This is a genomic window from Hyphomicrobium denitrificans ATCC 51888 (assembly GCF_000143145.1).
In the GTDB taxonomy this organism is placed as follows: domain Bacteria; phylum Pseudomonadota; class Alphaproteobacteria; order Rhizobiales; family Hyphomicrobiaceae; genus Hyphomicrobium_B; species Hyphomicrobium_B denitrificans.
On the sequence record NC_014313.1, the window covers coordinates 2,571,761 to 2,589,563 of the forward strand.

The 17,803-nt window shown below is 61.7% G+C and carries 17 protein-coding genes; 6 read left to right on the forward strand and 11 right to left on the reverse strand.

The genetic code is table 11. The features are described from left to right. Positions 1–136 precede the first annotated feature (136 nt). The 5 genes from HDEN_RS12420 to HDEN_RS12440 all read right to left on the reverse strand — a co-directional run bounded on the left by HDEN_RS12420 (position 137) and on the right by HDEN_RS12440 (position 5,008). Positions 137–1,612 (reverse strand): catalase, encoded by a 1,476-nt coding sequence (locus tag HDEN_RS12420; RefSeq protein ID WP_013216473.1) that lies wholly within the window; start codon positions 1,610–1,612, stop codon positions 137–139. A 149-nt stretch (positions 1,613–1,761) separates the two neighbouring features. Continuing rightward, positions 1,762–2,436, reverse strand: a complete 675-nt coding sequence (locus tag HDEN_RS12425) for a class II aldolase/adducin family protein (protein WP_013216474.1) — start codon at positions 2,434–2,436, stop codon at positions 1,762–1,764. Continuing rightward, positions 2,433–3,533, reverse strand: a complete 1,101-nt coding sequence (gene mtnA, locus HDEN_RS12430) for an S-methyl-5-thioribose-1-phosphate isomerase (RefSeq protein WP_013216475.1) — start codon at positions 3,531–3,533, stop codon at positions 2,433–2,435. The genes HDEN_RS12425 and mtnA overlap by 4 nt, the downstream gene beginning before the upstream one ends. Beyond that, positions 3,523–4,242: an alpha/beta fold hydrolase gene (locus HDEN_RS12435; protein ID WP_013216476.1), complete on the reverse strand. Its 720-nt coding sequence runs from the start codon at positions 4,240–4,242 to the stop codon at positions 3,523–3,525. Before HDEN_RS12435 ends, mtnA begins: the two co-directional genes overlap by 11 nt. A gap of 226 nt (positions 4,243–4,468) precedes the next feature. Beyond that, positions 4,469–5,008 (reverse strand): adenine phosphoribosyltransferase, encoded by a 540-nt coding sequence (locus HDEN_RS12440; RefSeq protein WP_150103260.1) that lies wholly within the window; start codon positions 5,006–5,008, stop codon positions 4,469–4,471. Between the two features lie 121 nt (positions 5,009–5,129). Here HDEN_RS12440 and HDEN_RS12445 point away from each other — a divergent pair, with 121 nt between their 5' ends. Continuing rightward, positions 5,130–5,561 (forward strand): hypothetical protein, encoded by a 432-nt coding sequence (locus tag HDEN_RS12445; protein ID WP_013216479.1) that lies wholly within the window; start codon positions 5,130–5,132, stop codon positions 5,559–5,561. 97 nt (positions 5,562–5,658) lie between these two features. Here the strand turns inward: HDEN_RS12445 and HDEN_RS12450 are convergent, their stop codons facing one another. From HDEN_RS12450 to petA, 4 genes are all read right to left on the reverse strand, one after another. Then, complete coding sequence (locus tag HDEN_RS12450) at positions 5,659–6,537, reverse strand: S-methyl-5'-thioadenosine phosphorylase (RefSeq protein WP_041921655.1); 879 nt, start codon at positions 6,535–6,537, stop codon at positions 5,659–5,661. A gap of 99 nt (positions 6,538–6,636) precedes the next feature. Continuing rightward, a complete protein-coding gene (locus HDEN_RS12455) occupies positions 6,637–7,500 on the reverse strand; it encodes a cytochrome c1 (RefSeq protein ID WP_013216481.1) in 864 nt (287 codons plus the stop codon). 14 nt (positions 7,501–7,514) lie between these two features. Beyond that, the gene (locus HDEN_RS12460) at positions 7,515–8,828 is read right to left on the reverse strand and encodes a cytochrome b (RefSeq protein WP_013216482.1); all 1,314 of its coding nucleotides are present in this window, start codon (positions 8,826–8,828) and stop codon (positions 7,515–7,517) included. Positions 8,829–8,839: 11 nt separating this feature from the next. Continuing rightward, the gene (petA, locus tag HDEN_RS12465; protein ID WP_013216483.1) at positions 8,840–9,412 is read right to left on the reverse strand and encodes a ubiquinol-cytochrome c reductase iron-sulfur subunit; all 573 of its coding nucleotides are present in this window, start codon (positions 9,410–9,412) and stop codon (positions 8,840–8,842) included. A 251-nt stretch (positions 9,413–9,663) separates the two neighbouring features. On the opposite strand from petA, the gene HDEN_RS12470 reads away from it, so the two are divergent. Together HDEN_RS12470 and HDEN_RS12475 are read left to right on the forward strand one after the other, a co-directional pair. After that, entirely contained in the window at positions 9,664–10,140 is a 477-nt protein-coding gene (locus HDEN_RS12470; RefSeq protein WP_013216484.1) for a tRNA (cytidine(34)-2'-O)-methyltransferase, read from the forward strand. Between the two features lie 84 nt (positions 10,141–10,224). After that, a complete protein-coding gene (locus HDEN_RS12475; protein WP_041922027.1) occupies positions 10,225–10,881 on the forward strand; it encodes a methyltransferase family protein in 657 nt (218 codons plus the stop codon). 13 nt (positions 10,882–10,894) lie between these two features. Here the strand turns inward: HDEN_RS12475 and HDEN_RS12480 are convergent, their stop codons facing one another. After that, a complete protein-coding gene (locus tag HDEN_RS12480) occupies positions 10,895–12,772 on the reverse strand; it encodes an ABC transporter ATP-binding protein (protein WP_013216486.1) in 1,878 nt (625 codons plus the stop codon). Positions 12,773–12,914: 142 nt separating this feature from the next. On the opposite strand from HDEN_RS12480, the gene hemF reads away from it, so the two are divergent. The 3 genes from hemF to HDEN_RS12495 all read left to right on the forward strand — a co-directional run bounded on the left by hemF (position 12,915) and on the right by HDEN_RS12495 (position 16,452). Then, positions 12,915–13,823, forward strand: a complete 909-nt coding sequence (gene hemF / locus HDEN_RS12485) for an oxygen-dependent coproporphyrinogen oxidase (protein ID WP_013216487.1) — start codon at positions 12,915–12,917, stop codon at positions 13,821–13,823. A gap of 230 nt (positions 13,824–14,053) precedes the next feature. Beyond that, a complete protein-coding gene (locus HDEN_RS12490) occupies positions 14,054–15,229 on the forward strand; it encodes a DUF2235 domain-containing protein (protein WP_013216488.1) in 1,176 nt (391 codons plus the stop codon). Between the two features lie 152 nt (positions 15,230–15,381). Further along, positions 15,382–16,452 (forward strand): alkene reductase, encoded by a 1,071-nt coding sequence (locus tag HDEN_RS12495; RefSeq protein WP_013216489.1) that lies wholly within the window; start codon positions 15,382–15,384, stop codon positions 16,450–16,452. 28 nt (positions 16,453–16,480) lie between these two features. Here the strand turns inward: HDEN_RS12495 and HDEN_RS12500 are convergent, their stop codons facing one another. Continuing rightward, the gene (locus HDEN_RS12500; RefSeq protein ID WP_013216490.1) at positions 16,481–17,713 is read right to left on the reverse strand and encodes a hypothetical protein; all 1,233 of its coding nucleotides are present in this window, start codon (positions 17,711–17,713) and stop codon (positions 16,481–16,483) included. Positions 17,714–17,803 lie beyond the last annotated feature (90 nt).

The following is a 17,803-nucleotide window of genomic DNA, read 5'->3' on the forward strand; positions in this document are numbered from 1 at the left end:
CATCGAACCTCGTCGGAGCAACGCGCAAGCGCATCGGAAGTTTCGCAGCATCGCACTCACTAAAAGCGGTCGCCCCGGCTTTGGACCGAGGCGACAACTCAAGTTCGGCTATTTTGCTCGCGAAACCAGCGGCGCGTTACTCCGCCGCTTCGGCTCGCGCCGACGGCACTGACACGCCCATTCGCTTCGCGACGCCCGCACCGTACGCCGGATCGCATTTCGCGAAGTGCGCGACCTGGCGCTCGATGATGAACGCCGGAACGCCCTGCATTGCGGCTGCGATGTTATCCATCAGGCGTTCGCGGCCATCGGGCGTCAACAGGCGGAACAGGTTGCCCGGCTGCGTGTAGTCGTCGTTGCCGAGACGATGATTGTAGCGGTCGGCATCGCCCGAGATCTTGAGCGGCGGCTCCCTGTACGTGGGCGTTTCCTTCGGTCCGCCGAACGAATTCGGCTCATAATAGGCGTCGGGATTGCCGGTGTCGTTGCGGAAGAACCGCATCGCGCCGTCCTTATGATAGTGATGCACGGGGCATTTCGGAGCGTTGACGGGCAATGCCTCGTAATGCGTACCGAGGCGATGACGGTGCGCGTCCGCGTACGAGAAAATGCGCGCCTGAAGCATCTTGTCCGGCGAAAAGCCGATGCCGGGAATGATGTTCGACGGCGAGAACGCGGCCTGCTCGATCTCAGCGAAATAGTTGTCCGCGTTGCGGTTCAGTTCGACGATGCCGACTTCGATCAAAGGATAATCGGCGTGCGGCCAGACTTTCGTCAGGTCAAACGGATTGTAGGACGTTTTGTCAGCGTCCGCTTCCGGCATGATCTGAACGAACATGCGCCACTTCGGGAAATCTCCCTTTTCGATCGAGCCGAACAGGTCTTCCTGGTAGCTCTCACGCGTTTTGCCGATGAGCTCCGCGGCTTCGGCATTCGTATGATGCTGATGGCCTTGCAGGGTCTTGAAGTGGAACTTCACCCAGTGGCGCTCGCCGGCAGCGTTCAGGAACGAGTACGTGTGCGAGCCATAGCCGTTCATATGGCGCACGCTGGTCGGGCAGCCGCGATCGGAAAACAGGATCGTCACCTGGTGAAGGCTTTCCGGCGACAATGACCAGAAGTCCCACATCGCGGTCGGCGAGCGAAGGTTGGTTTTCGGATGGCGTTTCTGCGTGTGGATGAAGTCCGGGAACTTCAGCGCGTCACGCACGAAGAAGACCGGCGTGTTGTTGCCGACGAGATCCCAGTTGCCTTCGGAGGTGTAAAACTTGATCGAGAAGCCGCGCACGTCGCGTTCCGCGTCGGCGGCGCCGAGTTCACCGGCAACGGTCGAGAAACGGATTAGAAGGTCGGTCTTCTTGCCGATCGCATCGAACAGCTTGGCGTGCGTATACTTCGAGATATCCTGCGTTACGGTGAGCGAGCCGAATGCACCCCAGCCTTTGGCGTGAACAACGCGCTCAGGAATGCGCTCGCGGTTCTGGTGCGCGAGCTTTTCGAGCAGCTGATAATCCTGAAGCAGCAACGGGCCGCGTGCGCCGGCGGACAGAGAGTTCTGATTATCGGCGACGGGCGCGCCAGCGGACGTCGTGAGCTTGGTCGTGTCTGTCATTGGTAACGTCATCCTCGAATTTCCAACGAGGGCGACCAAACATCAGAAAGATTTTAAAGACCAATCCGTTTGCTCAGGGTTTCTGATAACAAAATCTTATTATGATAAGAGGAGCTGATCGACGCGATCAGCATGACGCATACGGCGAATTACTTTTCGGCGACGTTGCGGCCGTAGGTTTTGAACTTGTCGAGCAGCAGCGCCATCTCGTCGTCGTTCAAGATGTTCGCGGGGCCGAGGGTCAGCACCTTGTAGTATTGCTCAGCAAGTGCCTCGACTTCGGCGGCAAGCTCCAGCGCATGACCGAGCGTCGGGCCGATCGCGATCTGTCCGTGGTTCGCCATCAGGCACGCGTCGCGGTCTTGCAATCCGGTCGCGACGTGACGCGCCAGCTCCGCGGTGCCGAAGGTGGCGTAAGGCACGCACGGGATGTCCTTCCCGCCCGCGACGCCGACCATGTAGTGAAATGCCGGGATCGCGCGGTGCGCGCAGGCGAGAACCGTCGCGTGCATCGAGTGCGTGTGGACGACGGCGAAGCGATCGGGACGCGCGCGATAGGCGGCCAGATGAAAATGCCATTCGGTCGACGGCGTCTGGCGATCGTCGGGAACGCTGCCGTCGGCTGAAACGAAAACGATGTCGTCGGGATCTATGTCGTCATAACGCACGCCGGATGGTGTGATCAGCATGCCGTCGTCGAAGCGGCAGGATACGTTTCCGGATCGTCCTGGCGAAAGGCCGGAAGAGCTCATCGCGAGCGCCGTGTCGAGCACAGCCTTCCTCAGGCTTTTTTCACTCGGACGCCTGGACTTGCCTTTGCTCATGCGGCGCAACTTTTCTTTTCCGGATAGAGCGACAGCAGGCCATCGCGCGAGGCTTCGCAGACGCCGCGCTCGGTGATGAACGCCGTCACAAGTTTGGCGGGCGTTACGTCAAATGCCGGATTGCGTGCGGGCGTTCCATCGGCGGATATCGCGACGGATGCGACGGCGCCGTCGGGAAGACGGCCTTGCACGCGCAGGACTTCGTCGGCGCCGCGTTCCTCGATCGGGATGTCGGCGCCGCGCTCGATGCTCCAGTCGATCGTCGAATAGGGCAACGCGACGTAGAACGGCACGCCGTTGTCGTGGGCAGCGAGCGCCTTCAGATAGGTGCCGATCTTGTTGGCGACATCGCCGCATGCGGTGACGCGGTCGGTGCCGACGATGACCATGTCGACGCAATCGCGCTGCATGAAATGTCCGCCCGCGTTGTCCGCGATCAGCGTGTAGGGCACGCCGTGCTGTGCCAGTTCGAATGCGGTCAATGCAGAGCCCTGGCAGCGCGGCCGCGTTTCATCGACCCAGACGTGCACGGGAATTCCGGCGTCATGCGCCTGATAGATCGGAGACGTCGCCGTTCCCCAATCGACGCACGCCAGCCAGCCGGCGTTGCAGTGCGTGAGGATGTTGACGGGTTCGCCCGGCCGCTCATTCGAGAGTTCCTGGATCAGGCGCAGTCCGTTGACGCCGATGCGCCGGCACGTCTCGACGTCGTCGTCCGCGATCTCGGCGGCACGCGCATAAGCAGCGGCTGCGCGTGACTTTGGCGGGAGCGACGCGAGCGTCGCTTGAAGATCGTTCAGCGCCCAGCGCAGGTTCACCGCCGTCGGCCGCTGCTCAGCAAGAAACGCGAGCGCGTGCTTGAGCGACGCGTCTGACGGATCGGCACGCATCGCGAGCGCCACTCCGTACGCCGCAGTGACGCCGATCAGCGGCGCGCCGCGAACCTGCATCGTCTTGATCGCGAGGGCTGCGTCTTCCGGCGTTCGCAAAGTTTTTCGAACAACGGTATGCGGCAGCATCGTCTGATCGAGAATGCCGACCGACCAGCCGTCGGGCTCGAGCCAGATGGTACGCGATGCGACGCCGTCAATTTTCATTCTGCGCCTCCCATAACGTCTTCGATTTCGCGAATGCGGATATTTCTGTTGCGGCCTCGGCCGCGCGCGTCTGCAGCAGCATATGCGCGGCGGAAAACGCGACGATCCGTACTCCGCCTTTCTCGCACACGGCTTTCTGCATGGGCGTAATCGAAACCAGCCAATCCTTGCGTCCGTGCAGGACGAGGACCGGGCAGCGGAGCCTGGCGAAGTCTTCTCTCACGTCGACCTCCGCGATGGCACGTAGGCGCGCCGCGCGAACGGGACGCGACAGGCCGCGAACAATTTCGTCAACCTTGTTTCTCAGTTCGTCGTCGCCATAGGAACCCATCAATATCGCATCCCTGATCCTCTTTGGCGTCGCCTCGGGTTCGGTGTGCGAAGCCCGCCGCATGAACCAGGCAGGCAAGGGTGTTCGCAGGAACGTCGCCGCCAGGATTACACCTTTGATCTGCGGGCCGAGCTGAGCCGCGACGCGCACGGCAACGGGGCCGGAAAAGGATTCGCCGAGAAGAAAGACGCGGCGTTTTCCGATCAGCTTCCGCGCCAGCTCTGCGTATCCGGCATATCCGAGACTTGGATCATTCGGATAGCGCATGACATTTACCGTGAATTCGTCCGCAAGGCTGGCCGCCAGACGATCGAACAGGTCTCCGGTGCCATCGAGACCGGGCAGCAGGACGATCTCATCTGCGGGCTTCGCGTTCACGTCTCCGGCACCCCAGCCATCGGGATGTGCACGGTTTCGTCGAGGCCGCAGCTTTCACACGTTAGCACGTACCATTCCGCATAGGGACGCGCGGAGTGGTCGGCGATTGCGAGACCCGATACTCCGCACACTGGGCAGCGGCACGGCTCGTCCGGATCCGAACGCCACGCGGCGATGGTGGCCAGCGCTGTCTTCAGTTGATCGCCGGACAGGGACACAGCCGTGACTAATGACCTCCGAACGAGACGAGTGCATGACTCTCGACGCCCAGGTCCGCCAATCGTTTCATGCCGCCGAGATCCGGCAGATCGACGATGAACGTCGCGCCGACGATTTTACCGCCGGAGCGCTGCACGAGCTTCGCGGCGGCTTCCGCCGTACCGCCGGTTGCGATCAGGTCGTCGACGATGAGCACGCGCGTACCCTCGGCGATCGCATCCTCGTGCACCTCGATGACGTCCACGCCGTATTCGAGCGTATATTCCTGGCCGATGGTCTTCCACGGCAGTTTGCCCTTCTTGCGGATCGGAATGAAGCCGCATTCGAGGCGATCGGCAATCGCGCCTCCGAGAATAAAGCCGCGCGCTTCAATGCCCGCGACGGCTGCGATCTTTTCCTTCTCGAAGGGTTTCGCCATGTGCTTGATGGCTTTCTTCAAGCCCTTGGGATCGGCGAGGAGCGTGGTGATATCCCGAAACATAATTCCGGGTTTCGGATAATCGGGGATGGTCCGGATGAGATCTTCGAGTTCTTGCACGTGCTGCACTCCCGCCCAATTGACGGCGCAAAATAGCAATATCGCTGGCGTCTAGGTAGAAGCAGCGTAGCCCAGCGCGGACGATTGTTCCGTGACGTGGCTAAATAATAGTTTGCTGAGGTACAACGAGATGGCAGCACAAGGCTCGCCCGCGATGGCCGGCCCCGACTTCGGCTCGTTCTCGGACGACACTGACGATCTTCCCCGGACGCTCCGGCGTGAAAAGGAAGCCCGCGCCCGCGAAGCTCGGGAACGCGCCGCGCGCGAGCGTGCGGCAGCGCCCACACTCTCGACCGGCATCGACGACGACTATTCCCGTCCGCAGCCGCAGATCTATCGCACCGCCGAAACCGAGCCATGTATCGGCAACGCCCCTGTCGCCGCCACGGTCCGCGCGTTCGACGTGCCGTTCGCACGTCTCGTCACGTTCTTCCTCAAGGCTGCGATCGCGGCCGTGCCAGGTGTGCTGCTTCTGGGCGTCATCCTTTGGTTCGTCGGCGCGGGCCTGGAAATGGCGTTCCCGCAACTCATCAAGATGAAGATCCTGATCGGCTTCAACTAGAGCCTTTCCGCTTTCCGTTGAATCGCGGATCGGCTCCGGGTCTTCGTCTTGTCGTGCTTCGTATCGGAAAACCGGTTTCAACTTTTCCAGAAGCACTCTAGGCGTTCGCGAGGACACGTCCGGCGATGGCATCGAGCTTCTTCAGGAGTTCGGGATCGCGCGCCTCCGGAGGCGTGATGATCGCGACTTCGAGTGAGCGATCCGAGCCGATCGGGCATGCCGGATGCTCACGCGGGAAGTCGCGAGCGAGACGGGCCACCAGCCGCTGCGCCTTGCCGGTATTTTCCTTCATCACCTCGATGATCGCCGCGACGTCGACGTGGGCGTGATCGTCGTGCCAGCAGTCGTAATCCGTCACCATCGCGACGCTCGCGTAACAGATCTCGGCTTCGCGAGCGAGCTTGGCTTCCGGCATGTTCGTCATGCCGATGACGTCGCAATTCCATGAACGGTAGAGATTGCTTTCGGCGCGCGTCGAGAACTGCGGACCTTCCATCGCGAGGTAGGTTCCGCCGCGATGAACTTTGATATTTTCCGACTTGGCGGCTTTCTCGAGCGCCTTGTGCAGAAGGGGGCTCGTCGGGTCGCCCATCGCCACGTGGGCGACGCAGCCCTTGCCGAAGAACGATTTCTCGCGGGCAAAGGTGCGATCGATGAACTGGTCGGGAAGTACGAAATCGCCGGGCTTGTATTTCTTCTTCAGCGAGCCGCACGCCGAGACCGAAACCAGATCGGTGACGCCTGCGCGCTTTAAGGCGTCGACGTTGGCGCGGTAGTCGATGTCGCTCGGCGACAGCTTATGCCCCCGGCCGTGGCGCGGTAGGAAACGGATGGGCAGGCCATCGATGTCAGCGAAGAGGATGTCATCGGAGGGTGCGCCCCAGGGGCTCTCGATGCGGCGCCATTCCGCATGCGCCAGGCCCGGCAAGTTGTAGAAGCCGCTGCCGCCGACGATGCCGAGAACGGATTGCGTCATAGTCCTCTCTCCCATCGATACTCCGGGCGCCACTTACAATAAAAAAGGCCCCGCAAGCGAGGCCTTTTCGTAATCATGTTCGATCGGCGGGCTGCCGGATCAGTGCTTGATCGCCGCCCAGATGCGCTTCTTGCCGATGTAGAGAAGGATCGTCGTGATGATCAGGTACAGCATAACCTGCCAGCCGATCTGCTTGCGCTGATCGAAATGCGGGTCCGCCGTCCACGACAGGAAGGCCGCGACGTCATGGGCATAGTTCTCAACCGTGCCGGGCGTGCCGTCCTGATAGGTCACGACGCCTTCCGACAGCGGCGGCGGCATGCTGATCTGATGACCAGCGAAGGCCTTGTTGTAATACTTGCCTTCCGCAAGCTGGAAGCTCGCAGGCGCGTCCGTGTATTCCGTCAGTAGCGCGACGAGATAATCGGCGCCGGCTTCCTGATAGCTCTTGAAGATATCGCCGAGCATCAGGAACGGATGAACGTACCAGGCAGGGTTGCGCTCGATGCCACGGGCGCGGGCGATTAGCGAAAGATCCGGCGGCAGCGCGCCGTTCTGGGCAGCGCGGGCTTCCTGATCGTTCTTGAACGGCCCGTGGATGGTGTCCGATAGCAACGGCGGACGCTCGAACATCTTGCCTTCGTCGTTCGGCCCATCGGTAATCTGGTTCGGCCACTCAGCAGCCAACGCCTTCACGGAGGCTTCCGGGAACTCCGGGCCGCCGGGCTGGACGAGGTTGCGGAATGCGACCCGCTTCAGACCGTGGCAGGCCGCGCAGACTTCCTTGTAGACCTGGAAGCCGCGCTGCAACTGGGCACGGTCGAACTGACCGGTGAAGCCCGAGAACGCCCACGACTGACGAGCGATCTCCGGATGGCCGCCTTCTGCGCTATGCGCGACAGCCGGAACCACAACGAGTGCGGCGATGGCACCGGCAAGGGCGTGAGAGAAACGTCTTTTCATTTGTCTCGCTCCTCTCAGCGCTTTTCAGGGGCGGCTGCGGCACCCTCAGGCAATGTCGAACTGCCGCCGAGCACGGATTCGGTTATCGAACGCGGCAACTTCCTGGGCGTCTCGATCAAGCCGACGACCGGCATGATGACGAGGAAAAACAGGAAATAATAGACTGTGAAGATCTGCGCCCACGTGACGTACACGCCTTCGGCCGGTTTGGAGCCGAGGTAGCCGAGAGCCACGCAGGTGAACAGGAAGAGCCAGAAGAACCATTTGAAGATCGGCCGATACTTCGCCGAACGCACGCGCGAGGTGTCGAGCCACGGCGCGAAGGCGATGATCAGCACGGCTGCGAACATCGCGATGACGCCCATCAGCTTGGCGAACTGGCCGAGCGGAATTCCGAGGAACGAGCTCGTGAAGGCGCGCAGGATCGCATAGAACGGCAGGAAGTACCATTCAGGCACGATGTGCGGCGGCGTCACCAGCGGGTTGGCCTCGACGTAGTTGTCGGCGTGACCAAGGTAGTCCGGCACGAAGAACACGAACCAGGCGAAGATAATGAGGAAGGCGAAAAGGCCGACCGCATCCTTCGAGGTTGCGTAGGGGTGCATCGGAACGGAATCGCTCGGCTGCTTCAGATCGATACCGGTCGGGTTGTTCTGACCGACGACGTGCAGCGCCCAAAGGTGCAGGCCAACGACGCCCGTCAGCACGAACGGCAGCAGGTAGTGAAGCGAGAAAAAGCGGTTGAGCGTCACGCCCGAAACCGAGAAACCGCCCCACAGCCATTCAACAATGGCCGTTCCGAGACCCGGAATGATCGTATCGAGAGCCGAGAACAGGTTGGTGATGACGGTCACGCCCCAGAAGCTCATCTGGCCCCACGGCAGGGTGTAGCCCATGAAACCCGTCGCCATCATGAGAAGCATGATCACGACGCCCAGGACCCAAAGCACTTCGCGCGGCGCCTTGTAGGACCCGTAGTAGAGGCCGCGGAAAATGTGAATGAAGACAGCGAAGAAGAACATCGACGCGCCGACGGCGTGGAAGTTCCGGATCATCCAGCCGTAGTTCACGTCGCGACGGATGTGCTCGATCGAGTCGAAGGCGCCCGTGGCGCTCGGCTGATAGTGCATCGCGAGAATGACGCCGGTAACGATCTGCGCAACGAGGCAGAACGTCAGGATGCCGCCGAACGTCCAGAGATAATTGAGATTGCGCGGCGTCGGGAAGTCCACGAACTGGCCGTGCATCATGCGCCCGATTGGGAGGCGCTCGTCGAACCACTTGCCCCAGCGCGAGGTCGGCTCATAGGTCGAATTGTGACCGCTCATTATTCTGCTCCCTAGCCGATCTTAATTTTCGTATCCGCCGAGAAAGTGTAGGGCGGAACGTCGAGGTTTCTGGGCGCGGGACCTTTCCGGATACGGCCGGACGTGTCGTAAACTGAGCCGTGGCACGGGCAGAACCAGCCGCCGTATTCGCCACGCTCGTCTCCCATCGCCTGACCCTTCGGAATGCAGCCAAGATGCGTGCAGATGCCGACGAGAACGATCCAGTTCTCGTGACCCTTCACGGTGCGGTTGGCGTCCGTCGCAGGATCGTCAGCAGGGAGAGCTTCGTTGCGCGCGAGGCTGTCGGGAAGCGTCTTCACGTCGACGTTCACGGCGGCTTCGACTTCGGTCTTCGTCCGGTTGCGGATGAAGATCGGTTTGCCGCGCCACAGCACTGTGATGGCCTGACCCTCTTTGACGGGCGACAGGTCAACGTCGACGGACGACAGGGCCTTGGTGCTGGCGTCGGGGTTCATCTGCTGGATGAACGGCCAAAGCAGAGAAGCGGCGCCGACAGCGGCGAACGCATTGCCCGCAACCACCAGAAAATCGCGGCGATTTGGTTCTACTGCGTCAGTGGTCACGGATGCCTCCAGTTCGAAGCGATTGGGCGAAACTGGCGGCAAGATACATGGGCAGGCGGCGAGACTCGCGTCCCCCGCTCACAACCGTCCGCATCAAACCCCAGTCTACTTCATCCCTTGCGGTCGTTCTGACAGCGTTTCGTCCCGCTCTCAAGCTCGGCCGAGCAACAGTGTAAGGGGCAATTTGGCGCATCGTGATAAAACTCTCAATCTCGGTAGCTCAATTCACAATTATCGCGGGATTTCTATAAATGCGCTTGGCGCTCTATCAACCGGACATCGCGCAGAATACCGGCACGATCCTTCGTCTCTGCGCATGCCTCGGCGTTCCGGTGGACGTTATCGGTCCCACCGGATTCGACATGAGCGACAGAGCGCTCAAGCGCTCCGCCCTCGACTATCTGGATCATGTCGACCTGAAGCGGCATATAAGTTTTTCCGAATTCATGGACCGGCGCGCATTGTCGGAACGGCGCGCCGATGGCGGCCGGCTCATCTTGTTGAGTGCGCACGCCGAGACGCCGCACATCCATTTTGCCTTTGAACCCAATGATATTCTGATGCTGGGCCGCGAAAGCGCGGGATGTCCGGAGAGCGTTCACGCACAAGCCGATGCGCGGATTACGATCCCGATGCGGCCGGGCCTCAGGTCGCTCAACGTGGCGGTGACTGCAGCAATCGTTCTCGGCGAGGCGTTGCGACAGACCAATCAATTTCCGAGTCCGTGACTCGGAATTAAATTTCTGTCGCAGACGTGACATGCGAGTCCGGCAATTTTGGGCGAGCCATTCTCAACCAAGTTTCCGCGCAGCATGCTTCTCAATAATTATCTCGCCGTTGCCGGCGGCATTGCCGCATTCCTGCTGATTGCGGGACTCATCGCCGGCATCGCAGCGCCCAACGATCAAAGTGCTTGGCGGATTTGGCCAGCGCCGCCGGCAGGTTCGCTGAAGAGCTTTACGTTCTGGGCGCTCTTCCGCACGTTGAATGTCGTCGTTCTCGTTCTCTGCATCGAGCGGCTTCTGGCGCTAGCGGCGGTGGCACCGACAGCGATCCTGCGACTGGCGTTGCTGGTAATCTCCATCGTCGCGTTCGCAGCCTACCTTTACGCGCTTTGGGTTCTTGGCCGGGATGCCACCTATTGCCGGGCCAGCGGTCTCAACACGGAGGGCTTCTATCGCTGGACGCGCAATCCGCAGTACGCGACGGCCATCGTGGCGTTCGGCGCGCTCGGGCTTGCGGCTTGGTCGCCCGAAGCGACAGCGCTCGCGGCGACGCTCGTGCTCGTCTATGCGCTGATGGCGGTGGCGGAAGAACCTTGGCTCGAAGCGCGCTACGGACGCGCCTATGCCGAATACCGGGCCGAGGTGCCGCGCTTCTTCAACTTCCGTCATGCGGTCGTCGAACTTGCGGCGCTCGCCGCCCGCAAGCCGCAGCCACTCGCCGGCCAGCGGCGCAACGGCCGCTAGCCATCGTTCGCGTTTACTCGGCCGCCTCGCGCGCCAGGAAGCCGCCGGACTGCCGCTGCCACAGCTGAGAATAAAGTCCGTCGCGGAGCAACAGCTCGGCGTGCGTGCCCTCCTCGATGATGCGGCCTTCCTCCATCACGATCAGCCGGTCCATCGCCGCAATCGTCGATAGACGATGCGCAATCGCGATGACCGTCTTGCCGCGCATCAGCTTTTCGAGGCTCGCCTGGATTTCCGATTCAACCTCGGAGTCGAGCGCGCTGGTCGCTTCATCGAGAATGAGGATCGGCGCATCCTTCAGCAGCACACGCGCAATCGCGATGCGCTGGCGCTGGCCGCCGGAGAGTTTCACACCGCGCTCGCCGACATGCGCATCGTAACCCTTGCGGCCCTTCATGTCCTCGAGATGGGCGATGAAGTCGTGCGCTTCGGCTTGCCGTGCGGCCGCGATGACTTCGGCGTCTGACGCATTCGGTCGGCCATACAGGATGTTGTCGCGCACCGAGCGATGTAGCAGGGAGGTGTCTTGCGTCACCATGCCGATTTCGGCGCGCAGGCTGTCCTGCGTGACATGCGCGATATCCTGGCCGTCGATCAGGATGCGACCGCCTTCAAGATCGTAGAAGCGCAGCAGCAGATTGACGAGCGTCGACTTGCCCGCGCCGGACCGGCCGACGAGGCCGACCTTTTCGCCGGGCTTCACCGTCAACGACAGATCCTCGATGACGCGCGGGGGCGCATCGTCGGACGCGGCGCGACCAGCTCCGTAATGGAAGTGGATATGATCGAGGCGGATTTCGCCATGCGGAACCGCGAGCGGCTTCGCATCCGGCGTGTCCTGCAACAGGTTCGGCAGCGAAATCGTTTCCATGCCCTCATGCACGACGCCTATGTTTTCGAAGACGTCGGCAATCGTCCACATGACCCAGCCGGACATCGTGACGATGCGGATGACCAGGCCACTGACGACTGCGATATCGCCGACGGTCACATGGCCCATCGTCCAGAGCACGATGGCCGCGCCGGTCGTCGCGACGAGCAGGATGCCGTTCAGCGTATAGAGAACGAGCTCCATGCCGGTGATCAGACGCAGCGAAGCCTGCCACGCCTGCATCTGCTCGGTCAGAGCTTCGCGCGCGTAGGTATCCTCGCGTTCGGCGTGCGCGAAGAGCTTCACCGTCATGATGTTCGTGTAGCTGTCGACGATGCGGCCGACGAGCATCGAGCGCGCCTCGGACGATTTCGTCGAGCGCTCCTTGATGCGCGGCACGAAGTAACGCAGCGCCACGATATAAGCGGCGAGCCAGATGATGAGCGGGATCGTCAAGCGCCAATCGGAGGCCGCGAACAGCAGCGCCGAGCCGATGAACTGCACCGATGCGTACCAGAGCGCGTCGATCAACTGCACAACGCTTTCGCGCAGAGACGTGCCGGTCTGCATGATCTTGTTGGCGACGCGGCCCGCGAAATCGTTCTGGAAGAAGCCCAGGCTCTGGCGCAGCACGTAGCGGTGCGTCTGCCAGCGGATGCGCGACGTCGTTCCCGCCGAGATCATCTGGTTCTTGATGAAGTCGTGCGCGGTCGAGACCAGCGGCCGCAGGATCAGCGCAACGAAGGCCATCAGCGCCAGCATCCAGCTGTAGGTCGAGACGAAGGTCGCGGGATCGGAATGCGTGCGCATTCTGTCGACGATGGCGCCGACGAAGCCCATCAGCGCCACTTCGATCGTCGAGCCCAAGCAGCCGGCGATCAGCAGGAGCACGAAGAACGGCCACAGCGGCTTGATGAAGAACCAGTAGAACGCCCACAGCGTATCCGGCGGGCGCGTGACTTCGCGCTCGTCGAACGGCTTGATGCGGGTTTCTCCCCAATGCAGGAGGCGGCGAAACATGGTGTCTATCGCAAACGCAAAAGCGGCGCGTCGTCGCAAGTGCGGAAATCCGACTGGCGGCGGCGACCGGATGTTGATCGTGGATGCCCGTTAGGGCTAAGGGTCCTTTCAGTCAAAAACAAGACCTTATGCAGAATAGCTGATGAACGCATCCGATACCGCCTTGGAACAGCACAAAGCGCAGGCGCGCGCCTGGTTCGAACGCCTTCGCGACGACATCGTCGCGGCATTCGAGAAACTCGAAGCCGGCTTGCCGGAAACCGCTCCGCATGGTGGCGATGCTCCGGGCCGCTTCGTCGCGACGCCGTGGCCGCGTAAGGATGCGGCTGGAAACGACGGCGGCGGCGGCGTCATGAGCATGCTGCACGGCCGCGTGTTCGAGAAGGCCGGCGTTCACACCTCGACAGTCTACGGCGAATTCTCTCCCGAGTTCCGCAAGCAGATTCCGGGTGCCGAGGAATCGCCCGCGTTCTGGGCATCGGGCATTTCGCTCATCGTGCATCCCAGAAACCCGAACGTGCCTGCTGTTCACATGAACACGCGCATGATCGTCACGTCGAAATGGTGGTTCGGCGGCGGCGCTGATCTCACACCCGTGCTCGACAAGCGCCGAACGCAGTCGGACGCAGACACGATGGCCTTTCACGCTGCGATGTATGGCGCCTGCGCGCCGCATTCCGTCGCCGACTATCAAAAGCTCAAAGAGTGGTGCGACGAGTATTTCTTTCTGCCGCACCGTAACGAGGCGCGTGGCATCGGCGGCATTTTCTACGATCACCTCACGCCTGCCGACGCGGAAGGCGGTTGGGACGCAGCTTTCGCGTTCACGCAGGATGTCGGCAAGGCGTTCGCCAGCGTCTATCCGATGTTGGTTCGCGGGAACTATTCGATGCCCTATTCGGAGGAGCAGCGCGAAGAGCAGCTCATCCGGCGCGGACGCTACGTCGAATACAATCTTCTGTATGACCGCGGCACGATGTTCGGGCTGAAAACCGGCGGCAATGTCGAAAGCATTCTCTCGTCGATGCCCCCCGTCGTGAAGTGGCCGTAGACGCAAGGTTTCCTCACAGGCAACCCCTAGTCCTGTTGCCATTTGGCCAGCCGCTCGTGCCACAACCCGAGCGCCCGCCCGGCCATTCTGGACCGCCGACGCCAGAGCCTTATAACGCTGGCTAGAAATAGCTCGTCACCCGTGCCTGAAATCGGACTGGTGACGCGTGGGTAATGCATACCCCGTCGTGTCTTGCGTGCGCCGGAAACGGCCTTTGCCGGGGAGGCAGAATGAAACGTCTTGTCTGCTCGCTCGACGGCACCTGGAACGAAGGTGGCGGCCCGTCTCCGCAGACGAACGTCGCGAAGCTCCATAACGCCATTCTGCCGAGAGACCGCAAAGGCGTGCGCCAGCTCGTGCGATATATCGCGGGCATCGCGACGACGGAGAATTTGCGCTTCGCGTTTCTCAGGGGCGCCATCGGCATCGAGGTCGGCGCGCGCATCAAGCTCGCGTATCAATTCCTGCGCGACGTCTACGAGCCGGGAGACGAAATCTATCTCTTCGGATTTTCGCGCGGCGCTTTCGAAGCGCGCAGCCTTGCGAGTTTCGTAACGCTGTTCGGCATCGCGCCCGCGCAAAGCGATTTTTCGTTCGATGAGGCCTGGAAGCTCTATCGCCAGAGCGAACATAAACGCGACGTCGATACGTTGGCGCGCCTGAGTGCTGTTTGCCACTATCCGGTTCGCATCCGATGCGTCGGCGTCTGGGATACCGTCGGCAACATCGGAAATCCTTTTTCCGGCGCGTCGCGCATCAGCCGGCGTCTCGCGTATCACGACATGCGCTTGCACGACACAATCGACGTCGCGCTTCATGGTTTGTCGATCGACGAAACGCGCGGGCCGTTCCGTCCGACATTCTTCACTCTGCCCGAAGGCGCGACGCTCGCGGCGCATCAGCACGTCGAGCAGACATGGTTCTCAGGAACGCACTCCGATATCGGCGGCGGCTGGCCCGAGAGTGAACTCTCTGACATCGCGCTGCTCTGGATGGCGGAGCGCGTCAGCGCCTTGACTGGCCTCGCGATCGACATGCGTCAGTTGAAGCGCTCGACGAAGCCCGATCCGCTCGGGCTGCAGCACCATTCAGCATCGGGCTGGGTCTACGCATTTTCGCGGCTGGTGCCTTACATGCGGCTCGTCGGCCAGGATCTCCGCGCCATCGCCAAGGGACGGCGGCGATGGTTCAGGACATGGCGAACGAGCAAGCTCGCTCCCGAACTCGTGTCTCTCAATGAAACGATCCATAAGAGTGCGCTGGCGCGTTTCGGCCAAACAGTGCGTGAATCTCGCGGCAGCACCGTAAAGGAAATATACTACCGGCCGCCGAGCCTCCTATCCGCCGTCGCATTCTCAGCGGACGACGAGGTGAAGGACAGAAATGCTTCCGCGAACGTCGCGTGAGCATTGCGCTGGCCGAAACGCAGCGATCTCATAATGATGGGGCGCCGCATCGCCACAGTTGCCGCCTTGATTGGCGTACCACATCTTACCCAGCACCAAATCTCAATGCTCGCGTTCCGCCATATCCTTCCTAGCCAATCCGGGAATTCAAAATGACAACGCTCTTTGATCCGCTTCGCGCCGGTGCCCTTACGCTTAGAAATCGTATCGTTCTCGCGCCACTGACGCGTTGCCGTGCAAGCGAAGGACGCGTGCCGAACGATTTGATGCGCGACTATTACGTTCAGCGCGCGGCTGCGGGTCTGATCCTGTCCGAAGCGACGTCGGTCACTCCGATGGGCGTCGGTTATCCCGATACACCCGGCATCTGGTCGGACGAGCAGGTCGCGGGCTGGAAGCGCATCACCGATGCGGTGCACGCGGCGGGTGGCACGATGCTTCTGCAGCTTTGGCATGTCGGACGCGTTTCGCATCCGAGCTATCTCGACGGCGCGCTGCCGGTAGCGCCAAGCGCGATCGCGCCGCAGGGGCACGTCAGCCTGATCCGCCCCAAAACCGATTATGTCGTTCCGCGCGCGCTCGAACTCAGCGAAATTCCGGGCGTCATTGCCGAATACCGCCGCGGCGCGGAGAATGCGAAGCGTGCAGGCTTTGACGGCGTCGAAGTTCATGGCGCCAACGGCTATCTGCTCGACCAGTTCTTGCAGGACAGCACCAACCTGCGCACCGACGCTTACGGCGGCCCCATCGAAAATCGCGCACGGCTGCTGCTCGAAGTCGTCGATGCCTGCATCGACGTTTGGGGCGCGGATCGCGTCGGATTGCATCTCGCTCCGCGCGGGGACGCGCACACGATGGGCGACAGCAATCCGCTCGCGACCTTCGGCTACGTCGCCGAGCAGACCGGCCAACGCCGAATTGCGTTTCTCTGCGCGCGCGAACACGAAGGGGCGGACTCGATCGGTCCACAGCTCAAGAAGATTTTCGGAGGCGTTTTCATCGCGAACGAGAAGTTCACGAAGGAAACGGCGGAAGCCGCGATCACTTCCGGTCGTGCGGATGCCGTCGCATTCGGGCAGCTGTTCATCGCCAATCCCGACCTGCCGGAACGCTTCAAGCTCAGCGCGCCGCTGAATGCTCCAGATCCGGCGACGTTCTACGCGCAAGGCCCGAAAGGCTACACGGACTATCCATACCTGGAGCGCGCCGAAACCGAAGCGTAACGTCAGGCATTGAAGCGCGCGGCGGGGTTCAGCGCTCCGCCGTGCTGCGCCGCGCGTAGAGGCGATCGAACGCTTCGGCGAATTCCTGCGCGCCCGGCCTCGTGATCGACTGCGTCATGCGGCGGTCAAGCTCGACCTGCAGCTCGGCGCCGGTCAAGCCGTTGACCATTTTGTTCACGTAATAGGCACGCCGGGCAAAGAAGTTCGTCGTCGGCGCAGAGGCGCCCGGCTCTTCCATCATTTCGAGGCCCGTCATCGGGCCTGCGAGGTTCATCAGCTCGAGTTCGGCCCCCGTCAGAGATCGGCGACCTTGCTTTGCGGCCGTGTCCTTCAGCGTCCTGAGCTTCATAGCCTGGAGCATCGGACCGATATCCGCGTCGATGTTCAGGGTGTGAATGCCCATGCCGTTGTCCGTCTTGGCGTAGCGCTGCTGCACGCTCCATTCGAACGGCAGGCGCTTCACGTTGGCGTACATGCGCTTCAGAACGGCGAGCTTGCGTTTCAGCGCGGCCGTCCGCTCGGGCGTATTTTCGGGATCGCGCAATTTCCGGTTCAGCAGCGAGATGAACGTCTCGCCGCTGCGCGCAAGCTCATTGATCGAGTTTGCATCGAGAAGCTGCGCATAGCCGAGCGCGCTCGATATCGCGCGTCCCGTCTTCTTGATCGGGTGAATGCCCGATTGCATGTCGTAGGTGCCGTTGCCGCCCGTCTCCAGCGCATAGACGCGCACGACCTGTTCCTTGGATAATCCCAAGGCGTGCGCCTCCTCGGCGTAGCGCTGCTTGAATTCGCGTTCGCTGACGCGCTCGGGCGTAAAGTTGTAGACCCGCTTGGCGGCTTCCAGATAATCGGCAACGGTCGCAAGCTCGCGCTGCTGCGCAGGCTCCGCCGTCTTCTGACGCTCGACGAAGCTGTAGTATTTTTTCGCAAGCTCCGCCGAGAGCGTTGGTCCGGTATACTTCGGCGCCAAGCTCATCACGTAATCGGTTGGCTCGAACGGGATCTTCGCGGCGCGCTTCTTGCGCCGCCCCTGCCGCTTCGCTTCGACGGCGTCCCAATAAGCGTCGGTCCGATCGTTAAAGACGTTGCGCGCGTCCTTCCACGCCCGAAACTCGTCCATTTCGGAATCCGAGAGTGCCGCGAGGAAATCGATCGTCGAGGCAGCGCTGACCGGCGCAACGCTCGCGGCGAGCCAAATGGCCACGAGGGCTGCCGAGAAAGCCAGCGCCCGAAGCGCCCCTGTCACACCATTCGTTGCCACGCGGTTCCAATTTTCCTGACAGACGGGCTTCTGTTTGCGGTACGTTCGAGAAGGTATCGTGATTCAGCGGTAACCGGCCAGTCGCGGATC

Coding starts and splice junctions, on each gene's coding strand:
- HDEN_RS12470 (WP_013216484.1), top strand. CDS start 9,664: ATGCGCTTGGCGCTCTATCAACCGGACATCGCGCAGAATACCGGCACG.
- HDEN_RS12475 (WP_041922027.1), top strand. CDS start 10,225: ATGCTTCTCAATAATTATCTCGCCGTTGCCGGCGGCATTGCCGCATTC.
- HDEN_RS12420 (WP_013216473.1), bottom strand. CDS start 1,612: ATGACAGACACGACCAAGCTCACGACGTCCGCTGGCGCGCCCGTCGCC.
- HDEN_RS12455 (WP_013216481.1), bottom strand. CDS start 7,500: ATGAAAAGACGTTTCTCTCACGCCCTTGCCGGTGCCATCGCCGCACTC.
- mtnA (WP_013216475.1), bottom strand. CDS start 3,533: ATGAAAATTGACGGCGTCGCATCGCGTACCATCTGGCTCGAGCCCGAC.
- HDEN_RS12480 (WP_013216486.1), bottom strand. CDS start 12,772: ATGTTTCGCCGCCTCCTGCATTGGGGAGAAACCCGCATCAAGCCGTTC.
- HDEN_RS12495 (WP_013216489.1), top strand. CDS start 15,382: ATGACAACGCTCTTTGATCCGCTTCGCGCCGGTGCCCTTACGCTTAGA.
- HDEN_RS12490 (WP_013216488.1), top strand. CDS start 14,054: ATGAAACGTCTTGTCTGCTCGCTCGACGGCACCTGGAACGAAGGTGGC.
- HDEN_RS12425 (WP_013216474.1), bottom strand. CDS start 2,436: ATGAGCAAAGGCAAGTCCAGGCGTCCGAGTGAAAAAAGCCTGAGGAAG.
- HDEN_RS12445 (WP_013216479.1), top strand. CDS start 5,130: ATGGCAGCACAAGGCTCGCCCGCGATGGCCGGCCCCGACTTCGGCTCG.
- HDEN_RS12460 (WP_013216482.1), bottom strand. CDS start 8,828: ATGAGCGGTCACAATTCGACCTATGAGCCGACCTCGCGCTGGGGCAAG.
- hemF (WP_013216487.1), top strand. CDS start 12,915: ATGAACGCATCCGATACCGCCTTGGAACAGCACAAAGCGCAGGCGCGC.
- HDEN_RS12450 (WP_041921655.1), bottom strand. CDS start 6,537: ATGACGCAATCCGTTCTCGGCATCGTCGGCGGCAGCGGCTTCTACAAC.